Below are 22,568 nucleotides of genomic sequence, written 5' to 3' on the forward strand. Positions count from 1 at the left end.
CGGATCAATTATGCGCTGATCGTGTTGTGTTCGGGTCCATAGGGGAAACCGGTAATGTTTTCAGCACCGGTTTCCTCAACCACCAGAATGTCATGCTCACGGTATCCGCCAGCGCCTTTTTGACCTTCGGGAATCCACAGCATCGGTTCGATCGAGACAACCATGCCGGGTTCCAGAACCGTGTCGATATCCTCGCGCAGTTCCAGACCTGCCTCGCGCCCATAGTAATGGCTGAGGATACCGAAGGAGTGGCCGTACCCGAAGGACCGGTACTGCAGCAGACCCTCGTCGGCAAAGAAACGGTTGATCTCTTCGCAGATCCCCGAGCAGGTCGCGCCGGGTTTGATCAGGCTCAGACCCAGCTCATGGGCGGCAACATTGGCTTTCCAGACCCGCAGACTTTCGGCATCAGGTTCGCCCAGGAACAGAGTGCGCTCCAGCGCTGTGTAATAACCTGAAATCATCGGGAAAGTGTTCAGCGACAGGATATCGCCCTTTTCCAACGCGCGCTTGGTGACCGGGTTATGTGCGCCATCTGTGTTCAGGCCTGACTGGAACCAAACCCATGTATCGCGGTATTCGGCATCCGGATAGGCGCGGGCAATCTCGGCCTCCATCGCGTCACGTCCGGCCATGGCGATCTCAATCTCGGTCGCGCCTTCACGGATCGCGGCGTGGATAGCCGCGCCACCAACATCCGCAGTACGCGCGCCGCCTTTGATCAATTCGATCTCTTCGGCTGATTTCACCATCCGTGCAGCCATCGTATCAGACGCGATATCGATCAGTTCCGGTGCCCCTAGCATATCCTGCGCAGTGTCGCGCATTGCCAGCGTTATGTGGTCCCCCTCGATACCGATCCGGCGCGCGGAGCCGATCAGGCTGGCCACGGCACGCCAGTAATTGTTCCGCTTCCAATCGGTGTAGATCACGTTGTCGTCCACAGATCGCCGCCAGGGTTGCCCTGCGTCGATATTGGCCGAAACCGTCGTGCAGGCATCCTGCGTCACGACACAGCCGTAAGGGCGGCCAAACGAGCAGTACAAAAAGCCCGAGTAATAGGCGATGTTCTGCATCGACGTCAGCAGAACTGCCGTAATGTCCCGTGCCGCCATGGTCGCACGCAGGCTGGCAAGGCGACGGTCGTATTCCGCCCGACTAAATGCCAACGGCGCTTTGTCACCGTTATGGCATGTGAAAAACTCGGGGCGATTGTTCAGATCATTCATCTTTGACTCTCCTCAACGCCGGACTGGCATCGCCCGGCCACTAATCCCGGCGTTCAGGACGAGCGGCCTCGGGATCCGAGAGCCATGCACCCCGCGTTGCGTCACGACGCCATCGTGACCGGGGTACATGGTGAAATCGCTAAATCAGCTTTTGAGTCGCGTCAAGCCGGGGTGAGACCCCGCAGGCGTTCAGACCGCCGCCGCAGCAGTTCGACCGTGGTAAGCAGCGCGATCGAGATCACGACAAGGATGGTCGCTACGGCCAGAATGGTCGGGCTGATCTGTTCGCGCAGGCCGGTGAACATCTGCCATGGCAGTGTTTTCTGGCTGGCTGATCCGACAAAGAGAACCACCACAACTTCGTCAAACGAAGTGATGAAGGCAAACAATCCGCCCGAAATCACACCCGGCAGGATCAGCGGCATCTGGATTTTGAAGAACGTCCGCACCGGACCCGCACCCATATTCGCAGCGGCCCGCGTCAGTGACTGGTCAAACCCGACCAGCGTGGCGGTCACCGTGATGATGACGAAGGGAATCCCCAGAACCGCATGCGCCAGCACGACTTTGACATAGCCGACGAAGTTCTTGTTCATGCCCAGCGTGCCTTCCATAAAGCGGCCGATGTCGCTGTAGAAAAAGAACATACCCGTGGCCGAGATGATCAGCGGAACGATCATTGGCGAAATCAGAATGCCCATGATGGCCCGACGCCCCGGAACATGCGACTGGCTAAGACCTATCGCCGCCAGAGTGCCAAGCGATACCGAAATGACGGTCGCAATTGGTGCGATGATCAGCGAGTTCTTGAAGCTGCGCTGCCATTCATTGTTGGTGAAAAAATCGCGGTAATGCTTCAGCGAATACCCTTCAGGGTCCAGACGCAGCATTTCGGGCGTAAAGGTGAAAAAGTCCTGCGCATTGAAAGACAGCGGCAGAACCACAAGGATCGGCGTGATTAGGAACACGAAGATTGCCCCGCAGATCACCCGGAAAGTAAAATGCCACAACACCTGACCAGCCGTCATGTAAGGCAGCAATTTTTGCCGATAGCGCCCCTCGTAGAGCCAGAAGATAAAGAAGGCAAAGAACCATCCCGCCAGCAGCCCGACGATCAAGCCTGTAATGCCTGCAAAGAAAAATCCGATTGCAGCAAGACCCAGTATCGTAATCCAGCGAGCAACGCGTTCGTTGTCCAGCACGTTGACATACAGCCATGCCAGCCCTGCCATCAAAACAGCGCCGACCAGGATGCCCAGCAGGACGTTGCCCTGCCCGGCTCCGACGAACATGCCCAAAAATCCTCCGGCGATTGCGACAGCCGGCAGAACCACTGACAACGGTTTGCGGGATATTGGTGTAAGTGCAGCCATATTCTTTATCCCAGCTTGACGTTATCAATGCCCACGATCTTGTCGTAGCACCAGTAGAGTAAAAGAACGACCGCCAGCAGGATCGTTCCCAGCGCCGCAGCCAGTCCCCAGTTGAGAGAGGACGAGATGTGGTACGCAATCCGGTTCGAGATGAAGACACCTTTGGTGCCGCCCACGATCTCGGGCGTGATGTAGTAGCCGATGGACAGAATGAACACGAGGATCGAGCCCGCGCCGATACCTGGAATGGATTGCGGGAAGTAAATCCTCCAGAAGGTGGTCCAGTTCGTTGCCCCCATCGATTTGGCCGCGCGTGTATAGGTTATCGGGATCGTCTGCATGACCGAATACATCGGCAGGATCATGAACGGCAGCAGGATATGCGTCATCGCGATAATCGTGCCGAACTGGTTGTTGATGATCACCAACCTGGCATCATCCGCAACAAGCCCCAGCCAGACCAGCGTTTCGTTGATCACCCCTTGTTGTTGCAACATCACTTTCCATGCTGACGTGCGCACCAGCAGCGATGTCCAGAACGGAAGCAGTACCAAAATCATCAGCATGTTCGAAACGCGCATCGGCAGATTGGCCAAGAGGTATGAGACCGGATAGGCCAGCAGAATACAGGACCCGGTGATGATCAGCGACATGAACAATGTCCGGCCGAACAGCTTGATCAGGATACGTTTGTCCTCAGGCTGGGCCTGCGCACCTTCTGGCGTGCGTTGCATATCAACGGCGTTCAAGAAGTATCCATTGGTGATCGGCACCGCATGCGTTTTGATCACACGCCATGTGTCAACGTCACCCCAGCCTTCGTGAATTTCGATTAGTTTGTCCTTGAAAGGGCCATCAGCCTCCGGATCTATCCGTTTGATCTGGCGACCGGACTTTCGGAACATCGACGACATGCCCGTCTGCTCATAGTTCAGGCGGGTACCCAGTCTTGTGTGTTGCTTGGCGTCAACGGCAACAACCATGTCGCGAATAAATGCTTCATACAAAGCTTCTTCCGGCAATTCCCCGCTCTCGGCGTCCCAATGCTGTAACTCAACGACTGTCATAGGAAGCGTCTCTGAGACGATCCCGTTTTCGACCGATCGGAATAGCATGGAAATGATCGGGATGACGAAGGAAAGCAGTACAAATAGCAAAAGTGGCGCAACCAGAGCCAACGCCCGCAATTTACGCCGACGCAATGAACGCGCCAGTGATTTCTTCAGCGGCGTACCATCTGCCGCCAACATCGGACCTGATTGAGTTGCGTCGCTCATCTGCGTTCCCTGATTTATTGACGCCGGGGCCTAACTTGGCCCCGGCTGGATTTTTTGGTTCATTCAGCGATTACTTCGCCAGCCAAGCCTGGAACTTTGCTTCGATGTCATCACGATAGTCAGCCCAGAACTCGTAGTTGTACAGGAACGTGTTCTTGGCGTTCTCGGGATCGGTCGGCATATGAGGTGCCATGTCGATGCCCAGGTCCGCGTGCTGACCCACCAGCGGCGCCGAAGATGCGCGGGCTGGACCGTACGAGATGTACTTGGCCTGATCCGCCAGGCGCTGCGTATCGGTTGCGAACATGATGTAGTCCAGCGCGCGCTTCTGACGCTCTTCGCTCAGACCAGCAGGAATAATCCAGCCGTCCAGATCAAAGATCTGAGCATCCCACAGCATTGCAACGGGTTGCTTCTGCTCTTCGATCACGCTGAACAGGCGACCGTTATAAGTCGAACCCATGATGATCTCGCCATCCGCCAGCAACTGCGGCGTGTCCGCTCCCGCGGACCACCAGACAACGTTGTCCTTGATGGTGCCTAGCTTGGCCAGGGCCTGATCCTGCCCTTCAGGAGTCGCCAGCACGTCATAGACGTCGTCTTTGGCCACGCCATCACAAATCAGAGCCCATTCCATGTTGTTGATGGCACGCTTTTCAAGCGAACGCTTGCCAGGATAGGCTTCCAGATCGAAGACCGCGCAAACATCCGATGGTGGGGTGTCACCCACCAGATCCGTACGATACCCGAATGTAGTCGAATAAACGATTTGCGGAATGAAACACTCACTGACAAGCAAGTCACCGAAATCATCGGCAGCCGAGGTTCCGTCAGGTGCCGGTGCCAACATGGTGTCCGGATCGATTTCCAGCGCCAAACCTTCGTCACACAGACGAATTGCGTCTGCCGCCACAACGTCGACCACGTCCCAGGTAACGTTACCCGCTTCGTTCATCGCACGCAGTTTCGCAACCGCCTCGGCCGAGCTGTCGTCGTTCAGAATCGTGACGCCGGACTTCTCGGAATAGGGCTCGTGATATGCTTTCAGCTGCGATTTGGAGTATGCGCCGCCCCAAGAGACAATTGTCATTTCTTCGGCTGATGCAGCGCCGGCAACTGCCACGATAGCACCTGCCATAAGAGTGGTTTTTGTTACTTTCATCGTTAACTCCCTGTTATTCCCGTTAATTTTGATCTTTTTGGCTGGGCCACGGGGTAACCCACCCATGCCTTTCCCCGCGCACTTTGGAGTCGTGAACGGGTTGTTCCCTGATCAGGCGTCCAACGCCCGACAGTCACGCGCAAGCCAGCCGATCTCGACTTCTTGGCCCGGTGACAGTTTGATAGCGTCCGGGGCGTTTCGCGTTTTGATGATGAAGTCGTCGTTCCCGGCAACTGACAGCCGGAACCGGAATACATCACCCATGTAGATGAACTCTTTCACCGTTGCTTTCAGGGTATGCGCATCGGCGTGCAGGCGATCCTTGTTGAATTCCACACGCTCAGGCCGGATCGACACTTTCGTTCGATCACCTGCCGCATGGACATTGACCGGCTTGGCGTCAATTTCAGATCCGTCATCCAGCGCTACAACACATTCGTCGCCGTTAATTGACTTAATAACGCCTTCCAACGTGTTGTTTTCACCAATGAACTGGGCAACAAAACTGTTCTCTGGCTCTTCATACAGAAGATCCGGCGGCGCAAGCTGTTGAATGCGCCCATCGTCAAATACGGCAACGCGATCTGACATTGTCAGCGCTTCGGTTTGGTCGTGGGTCACGTAGACGGTCGTAATCCCAAGTTCATGGGCCAGACGCGTGATTTCAAACTGCATATGCTCGCGCAGCTGTTTGTCGAGCGCGCCCAGTGGTTCATCCATCAGAACCAGCTCGGGTTCGAACACCAACGCGCGCGCGAGGGCGATCCGCTGTTGCTGACCACCAGACAATTGCGCCGGTCGACGGCTGCCAAAGGCCCCCATCTGCACCATATCAAGCGCCCGACGGACTTTCTCTTCTCTTGCGTCCTTGCCGATATTCCGCACTTCCAGAGGGAAAGCCAGATTTTCTGCCACCGTCATGTGCGGAAAAAGAGCGTAATTCTGGAAAACCATGCCGATACCGCGCTTGTGCGGTGGGATGTTGTTGATCGGCCGTCCGTCCAACATAATCTCGCCATGTGTGGCTGTTTCAAACCCTGCAAGCATCATCAGGCAAGTTGTCTTGCCGGATCCCGAGGGCCCAAGCATTGTAAGAAACTCACCCTTCGGCATCGAAAGGTTAAGGTCTTTTACAACAAGGATCTCGCCATCATAAGATTTTTGGACATGCTGAAACTCGACGAACGCTGCGTCATTTGACATTTACCGATTAGTCTCCCCTGTGCAGTCCCTGCCTGCCCGGTTCATCCGGATCTCAAAGACCTGTCGCGGCCATTTAAGGACATGCAGGGTGCGGCACGCAACCAAAATATGACACGTGGGTAACTATTGGAAAGGAAGCAGCAGAGTTTTTAGCCAGAATTCAACTTACGCATGTGCCATGCGAGGCTTTGATTGCTAGACAGTACTGGTTTTTTAAGGCGTTCCTGCACAATCGGGATAACGTCAAAAGTTCTTAAATTCGTGCAGCTTAGAAAAACAGCTTCAACCGAATCGTCCCGCCCGAGATTCACCGCGGCGTCGATCAGAGATTCTTGGGAAATCCGGGCAACCTTGGCTTCCTCGGATTCCCCGAAGGTGCCAAAAACATCCATCGAGATACCATTTTTCGCAAAAGCACTGCGTAAGGGATCGTTCACTTCTTCGATATATGGCGACAAAAGTGCAAACTTTGCTACGCCAAGTTCGTGGGCGCAGGCCGAGGCCGCGCGCAATGGGTTTGTAACAATCTCCGCCTCGCAAGTTTTTTGAACCATTTGTTCGACCTGTTCCGAGCCGATCACCGAGCTGGCAGAGGTGCACCCGTATCCGACCACTCGATATGGTCGCGTCTTGGGCAACAAATCAGCAGCGGCAGGCAGTGCCGTTTTCATTTCCGCCAGAGTATCAGTCGTCACCTCTTTGCCGCTGGGAATTCTAGAGACGTAAATGGGACAGCTGCGATCAGAAAAATAGGCGTTGAATTCCGGCTCAAGGGTCTCGTCTGTCTGCAAGACGATCAGGCCTATTGGGGACGTGGCGGGATCATCTGCATCAACTGTATAAGGTAAACGCGTCATATCTCGGGCAACTCCATACCTGCGCGCGGGCTAAGAAAGCGGGGCTCTTCTTCGGTTATGACGACGTTTTCTTCGTGAACAAGGATCTTTCCGCCCACGGCGATGCCGGGCTCAAGCGTCAGGACCATGCCGGCTTCCAACACAGTGTGGTCAGTCGGAATGAGCGACGGCCATTCTGTCAAAGACATCCCCAATCCATGCCCCAAACGCCCTGCCCCCGTATCGGCATCGTGGCGCGACAATACGGAATTCATCGCCTGAAATAAGTCAGCCGCCGTGGCGCCCGGGCGCGCAATCTCGAACGCCGCATCCGATGCTTCAATCAATGCACTATAGGCTGACTTAACCTGCGTGTTCGCGGACCCTATCGACCAGTTGCGGTCGTAATCACTGAAATACCCATCCCAAACCAGGCCGGTGTCCAGCATCAAGACATCACCATGCTGCAGCAGCGTATCGGATGCCGGGGAAATCACGTCAGAGTAACCGCCCTGTTCCGCACCGCCGGCAAGGTAAGGAACCCAATCGGCCCCCTCGTCCAGACACAGCATTTGAAACCCGCGGAAAACAGCATCCAGCGCCACGCCTTCTTTGGCGATTTCGGGCACCCGCTGAAAGGCGCGCCCGGCGATGGCGCATACCATTTCGATCTTTGCAATCTCCGCTGATGATTTCACCATTCGAAGCGCGCGTACGATCCCTTCATCGCCGCAAAGGTCTCGCTGACCGACTGTCTGTTGCAGACGTCGAAGGTCTGCCAACGGCATCCTGACATGCGTTTCATGCCCATCTGGTAGTCCGATCTTTGCGTCGTCGGGCGTCACCTCGCGAAATGTATCAGCCAAAAGACTGATACCATCGTCCGCCAAATCCGGCGCAGCCCAGGTTCGGATATCGTCGAGCCATGTCTCGGCCATTAGCGCGGCCCCGATCGAAGGGATCACCGCTACAGGCTTGCCGCTGGCAGGTACAATCAGAAACCAGGGCCGTGTCGGGCTTTCCCAAAACCGCGTCAGGTAGCCGGTAAAATATCGGACCTCAGGTTCCGTCGTCAGCAACAGCGCCGACAGACCAGAGGCTCGCATCTTGTTTTGAGCGCGTTCCGTTCGGGCTGCGAACTCAGATGTGTCAAACCCCCTCATTCCGTGACCTCAGAGAAAAAGCGGATAACCTGCGCGTCCGCGTCAATTCTCAAGCAAGCGCCATTGATCAGCTTTTGGCCGCCGCGATCGGGGGTAGGTGAGATTCTCAATTTGGTGTCTTTCTCGTGATGCCCATTGACGTGATCGCATTCGTCAAGTTCTGTCAACAAAACTCGCCCAAGGCAGGAGCCTAAAATGCCCCATTCAGATCCGGCCTTCAGCCGCGCCGAGTACGACCGCAGATTGGCAAAGACCCGCGCCGCCATGGCAGCCGCCGGGTTGGATGCTTTGTTTGTCGAAGATCCTTCAAACATGGCATGGCTGACGGGCTATGAGGGCTGGTCGTTCTATGTGCATCAAGGGGTACTAGTGCTTCAGGATGCCGATCCGATCTGGTGGGGCCGAAATCAGGATGCCAACGGCGCGCGTAAAACTGTTTGGATGTCCAATGACCGGATCCACGGCTATGCGGACGAATACGTACAATCCACCGTGCGTCACCCCATGCAGGATCTGGCAGCGCTGATTGCGTATACTGGTATCGCGAAAGGGCGGATCGGTGTCGAGTTGGACAATTATTATTATTCAGCCAAAGCGCACCTGACTTTGCTGGCAGAGTTGCCCGACGCAGAGCTAGTCGACGCAAACACATTGGTGAACTGGCAGCGTGCCGTGAAATCCGATGAGGAAATTGCGCTAATGCGAAAAGCTGCCCGGATATCCGAGCATGTGACCGACGGCGTATTGGAGCGCATCGAACCGGGTATGCGCAAGAACGACCTCGTCGCGCAAATCTACCATGACGCAGTCACCGGAGTTGGCGAGGATTGGGGCGATTACGCGGCCATTGTGCCCCTGCTCCCGTCCGGCCCGGATGCCGCCGCTCCTCATCTGACATGGGACGGTGAACCATTCAAATCCGGCGAGTGCACATTTTTCGAACTGTCAGGTTGCTATCGCCGTTACCACGCGCCCTTCTGCCGCTCGGTCTTTTTGGGTAAGCCACCCGACTATTTGCTTCGTGCTGAAGCCGCGCTGGTAGAAGGGCTTGAAGCGGGACTAGAGGCCGCGCGGGCCGGCAACCAGGCGCGTGATATCGCGTTGGCTCTGGCTGCCCCGCTGGAACGGGCGGGTATTGAGCGCGGCGCGCGATGCGGGTATCCGATTGGCCTCAGCTACCCACCCGATTGGGGTGAACGCACGATTTCTCTGCGGCCCGAGGATGAGACCGTCCTGGAACCCGGCATGACCTTTCACTTCATGCCCGGCCTCTGGATGGATGATTGGGGGTTGGAGATCACTGAGCCGATCCTCATCTCGGACTCCGGACCTGCCGAGTGTTTCTGCAACCGCCCCAGAAAGCTTTTTGTGAAGCCATGACCTTACCCAGAACCATGGAAATTTTGGCCGACCTGATTGCTTTTGAGACGGTGTCTGCGGACTCGAATCTGGAAGTGATCAGCTACCTGACCGAACGGCTCGAGGCATTGGGCGCACGGTGTATCGTTACGCGGGACAAGACCGGGGCAAAGGCCAATGTGTTTGCCACTATGGGGCCTGATCAACCCGGCGGCATCCTTTTGTCCGGCCATACGGATGTTGTGCCAGTGGCAGATCAGGACTGGACAACTGATCCGTTTCAGATGGCCGAGACCGACGGCAAACTCTACGGTCGTGGCACATGCGACATGAAGGGCTTCATCGCTGCGGCGGTAGCTTTCGGTGAGACGCTGGATGCGGGCAAGCTGAGCCAACCGCTGCACTTTGCGTTTACCTACGACGAGGAAGTCGGCTGCCTTGGTGCGCAAACTCTGGTCGACGACCTGTCTGAACGCGGCATCGTTCCGGACATCGCGATTATCGGCGAACCGACCGAGATGCGCGTGATTGAGGGGCACAAGGGCTGCTTTGAATATACGACCCGTTTTACCGGGTTAGAGGGACACAGCTCTGCCCCCGATGACGGGGTGAACGCTGCGGAATATGCCGCGCGATATATCGGCAAACTGCTGGAGTTGCGCCATATCCTCAAGTCCCGCGCGCCCGCCGACAGCCGGTTTGAGCCGCCCTGGACCACCGTCAATATCGGCCAAATCTCTGGGGGCGTTGCCCATAACGTCATAGCCAGCAAGGCTGAGGTTTTGTGGGAGATGCGACCCGTGCAGGCAAGTGACGCCGACCTCGTCAAAAAGACCCTTGCGGACTACGTGGAGCATTCCTTGTTACCGGAGATGCAAGCAGTCCACAGCGACCCGAGCATCACGCAAGAGGCCATCGCCGAGGTCGAAGGCCTTGAACCGATGGAAGAAAACGCGGCCCGTGATCTGGTGGCCGAACTGACCGGCGCGAATGGCACTGGCGTTGTCGCCTTTGCGACCGAAGCGGGCTTGTTCCAGAAACTGGGCGTTCACGCAATTGTCTGCGGGCCGGGTTCAATCGCACAGGCCCACAAGGCAAACGAGTTCCTTGAAATCGAACAGCTGGACCTGTGCTGCAGAATGCTGACCCGATTGGGTCAGCGCCTGACCCGTTAACCGGTTCCGTGCGTCCGGTCGTATTTTGATCGACCCGGTTGGACATGCGCCGCGCGTGCTTCCTCGCCGGGATCGTAGACTTCCATCAACAGCGGATGGCAGGCAGCGGCATCCGAAGAATGTTCCGACGAACAATCCCCGCCGGGGCAAGCAGACAGGCCGACGATCAGGTCAATCTCGGCATAGAACTCGAGATAATCGCCGGGTCGCACCGGGCTGGCCTTCATGAAGTACTGGCCGGTATCGCGGGTAAATCCGGTGCACATGAACACGTTCAGCACGTCATGCACCAGCATCTCGGCCTCGTGCAGTGGCAGGTCGCAATGGTTGGCCAGCGCGCGGGTCAGGTTCGAATGACAGCAATAGTGATAGTCATCCCCCGAAAGCAAGCGCCCGGTATACGGATCACACCGCGTGCCGATCACATCGTGGACCGAGCCGCCAAAGGCATCGAACCCGTACCAATCCAGCGTATCGGCAACGATGGTTGCCATCGGACGCATATTAGGAAAGCTCGACCACATCCGGTCGCCGGTCGACAAATGCGTGCCATGAAGCGCTCGGGTTTTGCCGGAATAGAACCGCTCGGTCAGGTCATGCTTATTCCACATGTTCAGGTCGCCAACCTGAGGACCGTCGACCGAAACCACCCTGACAAAAGCGCCAGCCGGAACATCAATGCATGCCGCATCGCGTGGCGCCGCAGTGGCCTCGGCCACCTTTACCGCACCCTCGCGCAGTTTGCCCAAACCAATCATATCAGGCTGCTGCAACGCGTCTGGCGGATAGCAAATTACTGGGGCAATGGCCTTGCGGTCGGCGGCATCGGCCGGTGATGGGAAGTTTGGTTTCGTCAGTTTCATGCGCTCCTCACTTCCCTGCGGAAATCCCTGCCTTTCCGAATCCTTAGCGCATTATGAAAGGGTTCGCCATCGGCTCTTGCGCGGTGCTGATCCAGGTTGTCTTGGTTCTGGTGTAATCCAGTATCGCCTCAACCCCGGCCTCGCGACCATAGCCCGACTGGTTGAACCCGCCGAACGGCGCAATGGGTGAGATCGCGCGATAGGTGTTCACCCAGCAGATACCGGCCCTGATCCGCTTCGACACACGGTGTGCGCGCGCAAGGTTCTGCGTGAACACGCCCGACCCCAACCCGTAAGGGGTGCTGTTTGCCAGCGCGATAGCCTCTTCTTCGGTATCGAACGGCAGCAAGGACATCACCGGCCCGAACATTTCGATTTTCAACGTTTCGGTTTCGGGGGACGCGCATTCGACCAAAGTGGGGTTCATATAGTTTCCGGGACGGTCGGCAGCTTTTCCCCCGAAGTGGATCGTCGCACCCTGCCCTCGAGCCTTGCCCAGTGTGTCTTCAATTTTGTGCACTTGCGCCGCGGTACACAGCGGACCGACATGCGTTTCCGGCTGCAAAGGATCACCCAAACGGATGGCGCTGGCTTTTTCGGCGATCCGCTCGACCAGAGGCCCAAGGATTGACCGATGCACCAGTCCGCGCGTACCCGCCACACAACTTTGGCCGGATGCTCCGAAATTACCCGCGATCAGGCCGTTTGCGGCACCGTCCAAATCGGCGTCGTCAAACACGAGGATCGGGGATTTCCCACCCAGCTCCAATGACGTGACCGCAAAGTTCTCAGCCGAGTTTCGCACCACATGACGGGCGGTCTCAGGCCCGCCGGTAAAGGCAATTCGGTCGACATCCGGGTGGCGGGTCAGTGGGATCGCGCAGTTTTCGGCGTCACCGGTGATGACCGACACAACACCGGGCGGGAACCCGGCCTGTTCGATCAGCTTGGCGAACTCCAGCATCGGCGCTGGTGCGATTTCTGATGCCTTCAGCACGACGGAACACCCTGCAGCCAACGCCGGCCCCAGCTTGGTCGCAGTCAGGAACATCTGCGCATTCCACGGCACGATCGCGGCCACGACGCCAATCGGTTCTCGTGAGGTAAAGACATGCATGTCCGGCTTGTCGATAGGCAGGACCGTGCCTTCGACCTTGTCTGCCAGACCCGCGTAGTAGCGGTAGTAATCGGCAACATATCCGGTTTGTGCCGAGGTTTCCGCCAACAGCTTTCCGCTGTCGGTTGTCTCCAGCTCACCCAGACGCGCGGCGTTTTCTGCCACCAGATCAGCAAGGCGGTACAGCAGCTTACCCCGCTGGGTCTGTGTCATATCCCGCCATTCCGGGTCATCCAGACCCCGTTTGGCAGCGGCGATGGCGCGCTCAACATCTACGGGCGAGGCGCACGCGAATGTGGCCCACCCCTGACCTGTCGCCGGGTTTTCCGAGGTCATCACCTGCGAGGCTGATCCTTCGGTCCAGGCGCCGTCAATGAACAGCTGAAAATGCGGTAGGTTTCCCATGGTGGTCCTCACTGAAATGCCGGCATCACGTCGTTGATGAATCGCGCCAAAGAGGCGCGCTTGCGTTCGTTGGTCATGCCGCTGTCGACCCAGAACGAAAACTCGTCATAGCCCAGATCTTCATAGCGCTTAATCCGGTCGATTACCTGTTGCGCGGTCCCAACTGTCAGATCACGGCCCAGTTTCTCGCTGGTATACATCGGGTTTGCGTCCATCTCGGATTCGGTAATCGGCTTGATCAAGCCCTGTTCAACTGGCCGTTTGTTCATGAACCATGCACCAAAGTAATTGTAGTAACGGCGCAGATTTTGCACGCCCTGCGCAACATCCTCGTCATCTTTGCCGACATAGGTGTGGTGCAACAGCATGATCTTGGGGCGCGGCCCCGCGTAGCTGTCACAGGCATCGTTGAACCGCCCCATCAGGGTCTCGATCTCTTCCATGCCCTGCCACAGCGGGGTGACCTGAATGTTGAATCCGTTGTGAACGCCGAATTCGTGGCTGTTTGGATCCCGCGCGGCGATCCAGATTGGAGGCCCGCCATCCTGATAAGGTTTCGGCGCCGAAGTTGCCGCCGGAAACGCATAGAACTCGCCTTCATGGGCGCAGTCACCTTGCCAGATCTGCGGCAACAGCGGTGTGGATTCGCGCATGCGCTGCCCCGCTTCCCAAGCGTCCATTCCCGGCATCAGGCGTTCATATTCATAGGAATACGCACCGCGCGCGATTCCTAACTCGATACGCCCTTTTGTCATCTGATCCGCTGCGGCGGCCTCACCGGCCAGTTTGATGGGATGCCAAAACGGCGCAATTACCGTTCCGGTCCCCAACCGCACATTGCGCGTGTGATGTGCCAGATCGACAAGCGACAGAAACGGGTTGGGGGCAATGGTGAATTCCATCCCGTGATGTTCACCTGTCCAAACCGCCCGCATGCCCCCGTCATCGGCCATCTTCACCAGGCTCACAAATTCATCATACAGTACATCGTGAGGCTGATCTGGGGTCAGACGTTCCACGTGAGCAAACAGTGAAAACTCCATCAAATGGCTCCTTTACCGAAACTGTGAATTTCGCCGCGCTCGGCATCACCGAGATACAGCCCGAAAACGCCTTCGCGGGCTTCAAGGGCGTAGCGGGTCATCATGTGGTGCAAACTTTTGCTGGCATAGGTCAGATCGGCCAGATCCCCGATATCTACCCATTCAGCATTGTCCGTCTGGGCGGTCTGACGGCAGGACGCCAGAAAGAACGTATAGTGCAGGTTCGTTTCGGCATCGTTGAACGAAGAATAGACCTGTTCGATCTGCGCCTGAATGCCCCGATCAGAAAGACCCTGTGCCAACCTGTTACGTTGCCCCCCGGGTTCTGCACCGGCGATTTGAACCGGGCGAAATGCGCCGTCGTGCCGCTCCAGAAGAACTTTTCCATTCGCCGCGACAATCGCGCCGCAGATTGTTGGAACCTGCGCGTCCATCTCACGCTCAAGTCCAAGACTGAAGTACGACCCGTTCACGTAACCCAAACCGTTTCCGCCGATATGGGTGAACTCTGTGACACGGCCAATCAAAACCGTGTGGTCGCCTGCGGGCAGCGCCTGATGCGTTTCACAACTGAACTGCGCCAGCGCTCCGTCGATCAGTGGCAAGCCATTGGCTCCGTCGCGATGCGCCACCCGACCAAATCGGTCGCCCTTGAAACTTGCAAAAGTGTTGGAGACGCCCTGCTGCCCATCTGCCAGAACATTCACCGCAAAATGTGTGCATCCGGCAAAGGTATCGTGGCTGGATAGAAACTTGCCGGGACACACCAACAACAAAGGCGGATCAAGCGACACGGACGTGAAGGAATTTGCCGTGAACCCGACCGGGTTTCCGGAGGCGTCGCGGGTCGTCACAACCGTTACACCGGTCATGAAGTTGCCGAATGCATCACGCAGGGCGCGGGTGTCAATCTCGGTCATGGCAGGCACCTCCGAACGAACTCAAGCAATTTGGCGTTTACGTCAGCCGGGTGCATCATGGGCATCATGTGGGCGGCATTTGGGATTATCTCTACCCGCCCATTTGTCACCTGCTGCGCCATGCCCTGCGACATGCCCGGTGTGGAATTCGGCTCGTCCGCGCCCGTCATAAACAGCGCCGGGCATTTGATTTGCCTCAGTTGTGCGTCAGTCGGCCCATCGCTTTCGGCAAAGACGGTATAGGCCGCTTTGTATGCGCCCGGGTCGACATCTTTCAGCCAACGCGAACAGGCTTCGCCTTCTTTTGAAACCTGATCGCCGAACCAACGCTGCAAGGTCACGGTGGGATCGTTCATGGCCGCAGCATCCAGTGCCGCCGCGCGGGTCGTGACAGCCGCACGCGCTTCGGGGGTCCGGCGGTAAATTGCGTTCAACGCGGCAACGCCTCTCACTTGATCATGACCCGATGCCGCAATGTTCAAAGCGATCAAAGCTCCCATGGAATGCCCAATCAGGCAGGCAGGCTCGGTCAATCGGGCCGCGATCGGGTTGGCGTATCCATCCAGCCCGATAGCACCTTGGAACGGGGTTTCTCCGTGCCCGGGCATATCCGGACACAGAACACGATGCCCGGCGGCAGACAGCGCATCGATCTGCGCGCCCCAGGCTTCGGCCCGCAAGCCAACGCCATGGAGCAGAACCACAAGCGGGCCTTCGCCTTCGTCTATCGCGGCGAGCCCGCCGATGTCAGACCGAGGCCGGGTTGTCCACGTCATGGCCCAGATCCTTCAAGTCCTGATAACGGTCGCCGATACGATGATGCGGACGGCCCGAGGTTGCTCCACCCAAAACCACGACGATCTCATCCGCGCGCGGCGCGTCGGGGATGGCGAATTGCAGCGTCAGATAGTGTGACCGACGGCCCGCATCATTCTTGTCCATCAGTGGCACCATGATCGGTGTGTTCGCCGGGCCCCGGGTGTTGGTGAATGAAAGATAGGATTTGGCGTCAACCGCCTGCCGGAAGATGTTCCCGAAATGCAGCGTGTGGATCAGGCCCGAGGCATGCTCAACCTCTCCGTCCAGCCCTACAACCGCAGCCTTGCCATAAGCCTCAATCGCATCGCCGCTTCCGGCCAGCGCGATCATCCTGTCGGTCAGTTCTTGTCCCAAGATTGGACCATAGGCCAATATTTCGGGCCGCAGATCTTCGACGAAACGCCCGGTCCAAGGGTTCGTGACAACCGCTGCCACGGCGAACATGCGCCACGGCCGTTCGGCCTTGCGATATCCTTCGATCAGAACTTCTTCGTCGAAGGTCACTATTTTACGAATTTCCGGCTGCACGATATCCCCCAATCTTGAGTACGAGAAATATCTTTGATTGGCTGGCACTTTGACAAACGAAAGAAGTTGGGTCTTAGGTATTAACAAAGCTACTAGGTCGGTTGCACATGCCTAAAACACTACCACCCCTTACATGGTTCAGGTCGTTCGAGGCTGCGGCCCGAAGGCTGAGTTCAACCGCCGCGGCGGATGAAATCGGATTGACCCAATCCGCCGTGAGCCAGCAAATCAGGTCGCTGGAATCACGTCTTGGCGTCGTCCTGTTTCATCGGCACCCCCGTGGTCTTTCCTTGACGGATGAAGGGCGAAAGCTGCTTCCGCAAGTCGAAGCAGCACTGCAATTGCTGCAATCCGCTGCCTCTCCGTATTTGGCAGAGGAACGGGCCAGACACGTCACTGTTGCGGCGTCGATCAGTATCATCGAATGGTTAATCTCTCCGGCTCTACCGCGGTTCCGTGAGCAAAACCGAGATACGTCCATCCGCTTTGTCAGCACGATCTGGCCCGATGAATACTCGGCCCTGCGCGCCGAAGTCGAAATCCGGTTCGGGTCGGAAAAACAGGTTGGACGGGATGCAAAACCGTTACGACCAAATGACCTGATCGCGGTAAAAGCACCCGGCTTGGTTGGCGCTTTTCAGGACTTGCCGTTGATCGAGGCGGTGGGAACGTCGGACAACTGGTCCACCTGGGCGGAAGTCACCGGTCATAAAATCCATACCCCGGCCTATTATGTCGATTCATACGGGCTCGCCTTGCAATTGGCGGCTTCCGGTAACGGCGTGGCCTTGGTGAATGCACTTATCGCCGATCACGCTCTGCAAACCGGACAGGTTGAGCGTGCTTTCGATGAGACAGCCCCGGCGGCCGAAGGGTACTTTCTGGCTGTGCAGCGCGCATCACCCGAGGTTGACGCCTTTGTATCATGGTTTTCACAATTGGTTCCCGGCTCGGCACACCAAAGGGTCTGATTCAGACACACCAATGTCGCATCTGAGGATATCACTGAACAGGAAAATAGTGAATTCTGGCAAAAAAGGTCCGATTCATGCGATATTCAGGCTTTCGAGTCATCAAAGAGGCGCTTACCGGCCACAAAGGGTGGAAACCGGTCTGGCGTGACCCTGAACCCAAAGCTCATTACGACATTATCGTCATAGGCGGTGGTGGTCATGGGCTGGCGACGGCCCATTATCTGTCCAAGGTCTATGGTCATCGCAATGTCGCGGTTGTCGAAAAGGGCTGGATCGGCGGAGGCAATGTCGGGCGGAACACGACGATCGTTCGATCGAACTACATGCTGGACGGGAATGAGCCGTTCTATGAATTCTCGATGAAACTGTGGGAAGGGCTTGAACAAGACCTGAACTACAACGCCATGATGAGCCAGCGCGGAATACTCAACCTGTTCCACACGGATGGACAGCGCGACGCTTATACGCGGCGCGGCAATGCGATGATCCTGCACGGTGCAGATGCCGAATTGCTGGATGCCGATCAGGTACGCAAAGAACACCCCTATCTGAATTTCGACGACGCGCGTTTCCCGATCAAAGGCGGTCTGGCCCAGCGGCGGGGCGGCACCGCGCGCCATGATGCGGTGGCCTGGGGCTTTGCCCGGTCTGCGGACAGCCACGGTGTGGACATCATCCAGAATTGCGAAGTCACCGGACTGCGTATCGAGAACGGAAAATGCCTCGGTGTTGAGACCTCAAAGGGCTTTATCGGGGCCAACAAGGTCGGCTGCGCCGTTGCCGGAAACTCGGGCCGGGTGATGGATATGGCCGGCATGCGCCTGCCGATCGAAAGCCACGTGTTGCAGGCCTTTGTGTCCGAAGGTCTAAAGCCGGTTCTGCCCAGCGTCATCACCTATGGGGCCGGACATTTCTATGTCAGCCAATCCGACAAAGGCGGGCTGGTCTTTGGCGGCGATCTCGACGGCTATAACACCTACGCCCAACGTGGAAACCTACCCGTGGTCGAGGATGTCTGCGAGGGCGGCGTCTCGTTGATGCCGATGATCGGCCGCGCCCGTCTGCTGCGTATGTGGGGCGGTGTTATGGACATGTCGATGGATGGCTCACCCATCATCGACCGCACCCCCGTCAAGGGGCTCTACTTCAATGGTGGCTGGTGCTATGGCGGGTTCAAGGCGACCCCGGCGTCCGGTTACTGTTTTGCGCATCTGTTGGCGAAGGACGAACCGCACTCTACCGCCACGGCCTATCGCTTCGACCGGTTCCGCAGGGGCCGGATGATCGACGAAAAAGGCGTGGGCAACCAGCCTAACCTGCACTGAGGGGAGCACGAGAATGATTATCAACCATCCCCTTCTGGGCCCGCGAGACTCATCCGAATTCACCTATCTGGGCGATGCGACTCTGATCAACCGCCCGGACTGGCAGGCCGAAGACGCGGCGGAAGCGTTCTATGAGTACGGCTATGTGCGCGACAACCCCGCAGGCAAGCATCAGGAGTTGTGGTTTCACGAGGCTGGCGACCGATCCTGGCTGGTCGTGACCCGTGACACCACCACGCATGAGATTTCCAAGGTAGAACTGGCCCGCGACGTGGCCCGCGCGCGGGGAAGATCCAAATGACCCAGAACAACAGGCTGAGCGGTGGCCAGATCGACCGCAACACCACTGTTAACTTTCGGTTCGACAACCGCAACTATACCGCCCATCCCGGCGATACACTGGCTTCGGCTTTGCTGGCCAATGACGTGCGATTGATCGGACGCTCGTTCAAGTATCATCGCCCGCGCGGTCTGCTGACTGCCGGATCCGAGGAACCCAATGGCATTGTCGAGCTGCGCTCCGGCAACCGGCAGGAACCCAACACACGGGCCACAACGACCGAGATGTTTGACGGGCTTGAGGCGCAATCGCAGAACCGTTGGCCCAGCCTGAAATTCGATGCGCTGGGCGTTAACGATCTGTTCTCCAATTTCCTGTCTGCCGGGTTCTACTACAAGACCTTCATGTGGCCGACCGCTTTTTGGGAAAAAGTCTATGAGCCGATCATCCGTCGCGCTGCCGGCCTTGGCTCTTTGTCGATGGAGGCTGATCCCGACGAATATGACAAAGGGTTCCGCCACTGTGATCTACTGATCATCGGCGCGGGTCCATCGGGTTTGATGGCAGCCCTGACCGCAGGACGCGCGGGTGCGGACGTTATTCTGGCTGATGAGGATTTTCGTTTCGGCGGGCGTCTGAACAGCGAGACATTCTCGGTAGGCGATCAAAGCGCCAACGATTGGGCCGCGCAGGCCGTCGCAGAACTGTCATCCATGCCCAACGTCCGGCTGATGGCCAGAACCACTGTCATCGGTGCCTTCGACCACGGCATCTACGGCGCTGTTGAACGCACCGGAGATCACGTGGCAACCCTGCCCGCCGGTAAGCCGCGCCAAATCCTCTGGCGCATCTACACCAAGAAGGCATTGCTGTGTGCGGGGTCGACTGAACGGCCCATCGCGTTCGAAAACAACGACCGCCCCGGCATCATGATGGCCAGCGCGTTGCGAACCTATGCCAATAGGTTCGCGGCCACGGCCTCTCAGCGCGTGGCGATCTTTACCAACAATGACGACGGTCACCGCACGGCCGCCGACCTGCATGCCAAGGGCGTTCACATTTGCGCCGTTATTGATGTGCGCAAGGATGCTCCGGTTAACTATGACTACGAAGTCCTGAGCGGCGCGCAGGTTGTGAATACCAAGGGGCGTCTTGGTCTGACCTTTGTTGAAGTTGCTTTGCCCGACGGTTCGACCCGAACGCTGGAATGTGGCGCGCTGGGTGTTTCGGGGGGGTGGAACCCGAATGTGCACCTGACCTGCCATCAACGCGGGCGTCCGGTCTGGAACGACGATCTGGCCGCCTTTGTGCCCGGTTCAAACCTGCCTGTCGGGCTATCGGTGGCGGGTGCGGCAAACGGGTTAATGTCCACCTATGGCGCATTGCAATCCGGTGCCGAAGGTGCTGCAGCAGCGCTGGAATTGAAGGATGTCCGGCCCGACCTGCCCGAGGCCGAGGATACCCCGATCGCGCAGAAACCGTTCTGGTATGTCGAAGGCTGCAAACGCGCATGGCTGGACCAGCAGAACGACGTGACCGTCAAGGACGTCAAACTCAGCTATCAGGAAGGGTTCCGGTCAGTTGAACACCTGAAACGCTATACCACGCTTGGCATGGCGACTGATCAGGGCAAGACCTCGAACATCAGCGCATTGGCTATCATGGCCGAGGTGGCCGGAAAGACGATCCCCGAAACAGGGACAACCATTTTCCGCCCGCCTTACACACCTGTTCCGATCAGCACCTTCGCCGGTCGGATGAAGGGACAAGAGTTCCACCCCACCCGCCTGACACCCTCGCATTACTGGGCTAAGGAACGGGGCGCTGTGTTTGTCGAGGTCGGCAACTGGCTGCGCGCGCAGTGGTTCCCCCTACCGGGCGAAACACATTGGCGCGAGTCTGTAGACCGTGAAGTGCGTCAGACCCGCGCCTCCGTCGGGGTGTGCGACTGTACGACACTGGGAAAAATCGACGTTCAGGGGGCCGACGCAGCCGACTTCCTGAATCGCGTCTACGCCAACGGATTTGCCAAATTGGCGGTCCGGAAAACCCGCTACGGCCTGATGTTGCGCGAAGACGGCATGGTGATGGATGATGGCACAGCCGCGCGTCTGGCCGAGGATCATTTTGTCGTCACAACGACCACGGCCAACGCGGTAAATGTCTATCGTCACATGGAATTTGTGCGCCAATGCCTGTTCCCGGATATGGATGTGCAGCTGATCTCGACCACGGAATCCTGGGCGCAATATGCGGTGGCTGGTCCCAATTCGCGCAAGCTGCTGCAAAAGATCGTCGACCCTGAATTCGACATTTCAAACGACGCGTTCCCGTTCATGGGCTGTGGCAACATTACCGTGTGCGGCGGGTTGCGCGCGCGGCTGTTCCGGATCTCATTCTCGGGAGAGTTGGCGTTCGAAATCGCGGTGCCCTCACGCTATGGCGACGCGCTGATGCGGCGCTTGATGGCCGACGGCGAAGACTTTGACGTTGTCCCCTACGGCACCGAAGCATTGGGCGTCATGCGGATCGAAAAGGGCCACGCGGCAGGAAACGAGCTGAACGGCACCACAACGGCATTGAACCTTGGATTGGGTAAGATGGTGTCGAAAAAGAAAGACAGCATCGGTTCGACCCTGTCTGAACGAGAGGCCTTGGTAGAACCGGACGTTCTACGACTGGTCGGGATCAAACCAGTATCACCCGAAGAAAAAGTCACCGCGGGCGGCCATCTGATGAACACGGCTGGCCCGGTGGATGCCGCGCACGATCAGGGTTATGTCACTTCGGCTGCGTATTCGCCCATTCTGAACAGCAATATCGGGCTGGGTCTTTTGAAGGACGGCGCAAACCGGATGGGCGAGAAAATGCGCCTTGTGTCCCCATTGACCGACCTGACCGTCGAGGTCGAAATCGTATCGGCCCATTTCGTTGACCCCGAAGGAGAGCGTCTGCGTGCTTGATCTAGTTGCAATAACCGCATTGGGCGGGTCCGAGCCGCAGGTCGACACTGTTGGCGGGATTACGTGTTCGGAAGTTCCGGGCGTCGCGCTGGCATCCGTCGCCGCGCGGATGGGACAGGAAACCAAAGCCAGCAAAGCCCTGGCGAAACTGATCAGTGCCCCTGCACCTGGTATCGGCCAACATGCCGGTGACACTGTCACTGCCTTTTGGGCCGGTCCGGATCAGTGGATGATCGAGGCGCCTTTTGACACGCACGAAGAGCTCGCGGATCAGGTGAAGTCCGCTTTGGGCGATACCGCGTCGGTGACTGAGCAGACCGACGGTTGGACACGGTTCGACCTGAACGGTGATCAGATTCCGGCTGTGTTGGAACTGTTATCTATGCTGGACCTGCGCAATATCGATGCGGGCAGCGTCGCCCGTTGCTCAATTCACCACGTTGGCTGCTTTGTTCTCTGTCGGTCAGACGAGGCGTTCAGCATTTATGGCCCCCGTTCATCCGCCGGGTCGTTGCATCATGCCATCGTCACTGCAATGCGGTCGGCGCTGTAAA

The 22,568-nt window shown here is 57.6% G+C and carries 20 protein-coding genes; 7 read left to right on the forward strand and 13 right to left on the reverse strand.

Annotation, left to right across the window (positions count from 1 at the left end):
• Window positions 1–8 precede the first annotated feature (8 nt).
• The 7 genes from DS906_RS03825 to DS906_RS03855 all read right to left on the reverse strand — a co-directional run bounded on the left by DS906_RS03825 (window position 9) and on the right by DS906_RS03855 (window position 8,243).
• On the reverse strand, window positions 9–1,229 hold the full coding sequence (locus tag DS906_RS03825) for an aminopeptidase P family protein (RefSeq protein ID WP_113788913.1): 1,221 nt from the start codon (window positions 1,227–1,229) through the stop codon (window positions 9–11).
• A gap of 161 nt (window positions 1,230–1,390) precedes the next feature.
• On the reverse strand, window positions 1,391–2,602 hold the full coding sequence (locus DS906_RS03830; protein WP_113788914.1) for an ABC transporter permease: 1,212 nt from the start codon (window positions 2,600–2,602) through the stop codon (window positions 1,391–1,393).
• Between the two features lie 5 nt (window positions 2,603–2,607).
• A complete protein-coding gene (locus DS906_RS03835; protein ID WP_113788915.1) occupies window positions 2,608–3,879 on the reverse strand; it encodes an ABC transporter permease in 1,272 nt (423 codons plus the stop codon).
• A gap of 70 nt (window positions 3,880–3,949) precedes the next feature.
• Window positions 3,950–5,041 (reverse strand): extracellular solute-binding protein, encoded by a 1,092-nt coding sequence (locus tag DS906_RS03840; protein WP_109311639.1) that lies wholly within the window; start codon window positions 5,039–5,041, stop codon window positions 3,950–3,952.
• A gap of 111 nt (window positions 5,042–5,152) precedes the next feature.
• Window positions 5,153–6,244 carry an ABC transporter ATP-binding protein gene (locus tag DS906_RS03845; RefSeq protein ID WP_113788916.1) on the reverse strand — a complete coding sequence of 364 codons (1,092 nt, stop codon included), beginning with the start codon at window positions 6,242–6,244 and terminating at the stop codon, window positions 5,153–5,155.
• Window positions 6,245–6,393: 149 nt separating this feature from the next.
• The gene (locus DS906_RS03850) at window positions 6,394–7,101 is read right to left on the reverse strand and encodes an aspartate/glutamate racemase family protein (protein ID WP_113788917.1); all 708 of its coding nucleotides are present in this window, start codon (window positions 7,099–7,101) and stop codon (window positions 6,394–6,396) included.
• Complete coding sequence (locus tag DS906_RS03855) at window positions 7,098–8,243, reverse strand: Xaa-Pro peptidase family protein (protein ID WP_113788918.1); 1,146 nt, start codon at window positions 8,241–8,243, stop codon at window positions 7,098–7,100. Before DS906_RS03855 ends, DS906_RS03850 begins: the two co-directional genes overlap by 4 nt.
• Before the next feature lie 195 nt (window positions 8,244–8,438).
• On the opposite strand from DS906_RS03855, the gene DS906_RS03860 reads away from it, so the two are divergent.
• On the forward strand, window positions 8,439–9,623 hold the full coding sequence (locus tag DS906_RS03860) for a M24 family metallopeptidase (RefSeq protein ID WP_113788919.1): 1,185 nt from the start codon (window positions 8,439–8,441) through the stop codon (window positions 9,621–9,623).
• Window positions 9,620–10,777 (forward strand): acetylornithine deacetylase, encoded by a 1,158-nt coding sequence (gene argE / locus DS906_RS03865; RefSeq protein ID WP_113788920.1) that lies wholly within the window; start codon window positions 9,620–9,622, stop codon window positions 10,775–10,777. Before DS906_RS03860 ends, argE begins: the two co-directional genes overlap by 4 nt.
• On the opposite strand, the gene DS906_RS03870 is transcribed toward argE, so the two are convergent.
• Genes DS906_RS03870 through DS906_RS03895 form a run of 6 tightly spaced genes read right to left on the reverse strand, consistent with a single transcriptional unit; the run spans window position 10,774 to window position 16,472 of the window.
• Window positions 10,774–11,640 carry a DUF1989 domain-containing protein gene (locus DS906_RS03870; RefSeq protein ID WP_199528464.1) on the reverse strand — a complete coding sequence of 289 codons (867 nt, stop codon included), beginning with the start codon at window positions 11,638–11,640 and terminating at the stop codon, window positions 10,774–10,776. The two genes, argE and DS906_RS03870, sit on opposite strands and share 4 nt — an antisense overlap.
• Before the next feature lie 43 nt (window positions 11,641–11,683).
• On the reverse strand, window positions 11,684–13,162 hold the full coding sequence (locus DS906_RS03875; RefSeq protein WP_113788921.1) for an aldehyde dehydrogenase: 1,479 nt from the start codon (window positions 13,160–13,162) through the stop codon (window positions 11,684–11,686).
• Between the two features lie 8 nt (window positions 13,163–13,170).
• Window positions 13,171–14,205: an LLM class flavin-dependent oxidoreductase gene (locus DS906_RS03880; protein WP_113788922.1), complete on the reverse strand. Its 1,035-nt coding sequence runs from the start codon at window positions 14,203–14,205 to the stop codon at window positions 13,171–13,173.
• Complete coding sequence (locus DS906_RS03885; protein ID WP_113788923.1) at window positions 14,205–15,125, reverse strand: flavin reductase family protein; 921 nt, start codon at window positions 15,123–15,125, stop codon at window positions 14,205–14,207. The genes DS906_RS03880 and DS906_RS03885 overlap by 1 nt, the downstream gene beginning before the upstream one ends.
• Entirely contained in the window at window positions 15,122–15,901 is a 780-nt protein-coding gene (locus DS906_RS03890) for an alpha/beta fold hydrolase (RefSeq protein WP_113788924.1), read from the reverse strand. The genes DS906_RS03885 and DS906_RS03890 overlap by 4 nt, the downstream gene beginning before the upstream one ends.
• Entirely contained in the window at window positions 15,873–16,472 is a 600-nt protein-coding gene (locus tag DS906_RS03895) for an amino acid synthesis family protein (RefSeq protein ID WP_113789091.1), read from the reverse strand. Before DS906_RS03895 ends, DS906_RS03890 begins: the two co-directional genes overlap by 29 nt.
• Before the next feature lie 107 nt (window positions 16,473–16,579).
• Here DS906_RS03895 and DS906_RS03900 point away from each other — a divergent pair, with 107 nt between their 5' ends.
• The 5 genes from DS906_RS03900 (at window position 16,580) to DS906_RS03920 (ending at window position 22,567) form a co-directional block, all read left to right on the forward strand.
• Window positions 16,580–17,443 (forward strand): LysR family transcriptional regulator, encoded by an 864-nt coding sequence (locus tag DS906_RS03900; RefSeq protein ID WP_113788925.1) that lies wholly within the window; start codon window positions 16,580–16,582, stop codon window positions 17,441–17,443.
• A gap of 77 nt (window positions 17,444–17,520) precedes the next feature.
• On the forward strand, window positions 17,521–18,771 hold the full coding sequence (locus DS906_RS03905; RefSeq protein WP_113788926.1) for a sarcosine oxidase subunit beta family protein: 1,251 nt from the start codon (window positions 17,521–17,523) through the stop codon (window positions 18,769–18,771).
• A gap of 13 nt (window positions 18,772–18,784) precedes the next feature.
• On the forward strand, window positions 18,785–19,072 hold the full coding sequence (locus DS906_RS03910) for a sarcosine oxidase subunit delta (RefSeq protein WP_113788927.1): 288 nt from the start codon (window positions 18,785–18,787) through the stop codon (window positions 19,070–19,072).
• Window positions 19,069–22,014 (forward strand): sarcosine oxidase subunit alpha family protein, encoded by a 2,946-nt coding sequence (locus tag DS906_RS03915; RefSeq protein WP_113788928.1) that lies wholly within the window; start codon window positions 19,069–19,071, stop codon window positions 22,012–22,014. The genes DS906_RS03910 and DS906_RS03915 overlap by 4 nt, the downstream gene beginning before the upstream one ends.
• Complete coding sequence (locus tag DS906_RS03920; protein ID WP_113788929.1) at window positions 22,007–22,567, forward strand: sarcosine oxidase subunit gamma; 561 nt, start codon at window positions 22,007–22,009, stop codon at window positions 22,565–22,567. The genes DS906_RS03915 and DS906_RS03920 overlap by 8 nt, the downstream gene beginning before the upstream one ends.
• The last annotated feature ends 1 nt before the right edge of the window (window position 22,568 follow it).

This window comes from Ruegeria sp. A3M17 (genome assembly GCF_003318255.1).
Classification (GTDB): domain Bacteria; phylum Pseudomonadota; class Alphaproteobacteria; order Rhodobacterales; family Rhodobacteraceae; genus Ruegeria.

What these genes read in the sequence shown, in the direction of transcription:
- DS906_RS03890 (WP_113788924.1), bottom strand. Translation starts at nt 15,901, where the DNA reads ATGACGTGGACAACCCGGCCTCGGTCTGACATCGGCGGGCTCGCCGCG.
- DS906_RS03835 (WP_113788915.1), bottom strand. Translation starts at nt 3,879, where the DNA reads ATGAGCGACGCAACTCAATCAGGTCCGATGTTGGCGGCAGATGGTACG.
- DS906_RS03880 (WP_113788922.1), bottom strand. Translation starts at nt 14,205, where the DNA reads ATGGAGTTTTCACTGTTTGCTCACGTGGAACGTCTGACCCCAGATCAG.
- DS906_RS03900 (WP_113788925.1), top strand. Translation starts at nt 16,580, where the DNA reads ATGCCTAAAACACTACCACCCCTTACATGGTTCAGGTCGTTCGAGGCT.
- DS906_RS03860 (WP_113788919.1), top strand. Translation starts at nt 8,439, where the DNA reads ATGCCCCATTCAGATCCGGCCTTCAGCCGCGCCGAGTACGACCGCAGA.
- DS906_RS03830 (WP_113788914.1), bottom strand. Translation starts at nt 2,602, where the DNA reads ATGGCTGCACTTACACCAATATCCCGCAAACCGTTGTCAGTGGTTCTG.
- DS906_RS03905 (WP_113788926.1), top strand. Translation starts at nt 17,521, where the DNA reads ATGCGATATTCAGGCTTTCGAGTCATCAAAGAGGCGCTTACCGGCCAC.
- DS906_RS03885 (WP_113788923.1), bottom strand. Translation starts at nt 15,125, where the DNA reads ATGACCGAGATTGACACCCGCGCCCTGCGTGATGCATTCGGCAACTTC.
- DS906_RS03845 (WP_113788916.1), bottom strand. Translation starts at nt 6,244, where the DNA reads ATGTCAAATGACGCAGCGTTCGTCGAGTTTCAGCATGTCCAAAAATCT.
- DS906_RS03910 (WP_113788927.1), top strand. Translation starts at nt 18,785, where the DNA reads ATGATTATCAACCATCCCCTTCTGGGCCCGCGAGACTCATCCGAATTC.
- DS906_RS03875 (WP_113788921.1), bottom strand. Translation starts at nt 13,162, where the DNA reads ATGGGAAACCTACCGCATTTTCAGCTGTTCATTGACGGCGCCTGGACC.
- DS906_RS03850 (WP_113788917.1), bottom strand. Translation starts at nt 7,101, where the DNA reads ATGACGCGTTTACCTTATACAGTTGATGCAGATGATCCCGCCACGTCC.
- DS906_RS03915 (WP_113788928.1), top strand. Translation starts at nt 19,069, where the DNA reads ATGACCCAGAACAACAGGCTGAGCGGTGGCCAGATCGACCGCAACACC.
- DS906_RS03825 (WP_113788913.1), bottom strand. Translation starts at nt 1,229, where the DNA reads ATGAATGATCTGAACAATCGCCCCGAGTTTTTCACATGCCATAACGGT.
- DS906_RS03855 (WP_113788918.1), bottom strand. Translation starts at nt 8,243, where the DNA reads ATGAGGGGGTTTGACACATCTGAGTTCGCAGCCCGAACGGAACGCGCT.
- DS906_RS03840 (WP_109311639.1), bottom strand. Translation starts at nt 5,041, where the DNA reads ATGAAAGTAACAAAAACCACTCTTATGGCAGGTGCTATCGTGGCAGTT.
- DS906_RS03870 (WP_199528464.1), bottom strand. Translation starts at nt 11,640, where the DNA reads ATGAAACTGACGAAACCAAACTTCCCATCACCGGCCGATGCCGCCGAC.
- argE (WP_113788920.1), top strand. Translation starts at nt 9,620, where the DNA reads ATGACCTTACCCAGAACCATGGAAATTTTGGCCGACCTGATTGCTTTT.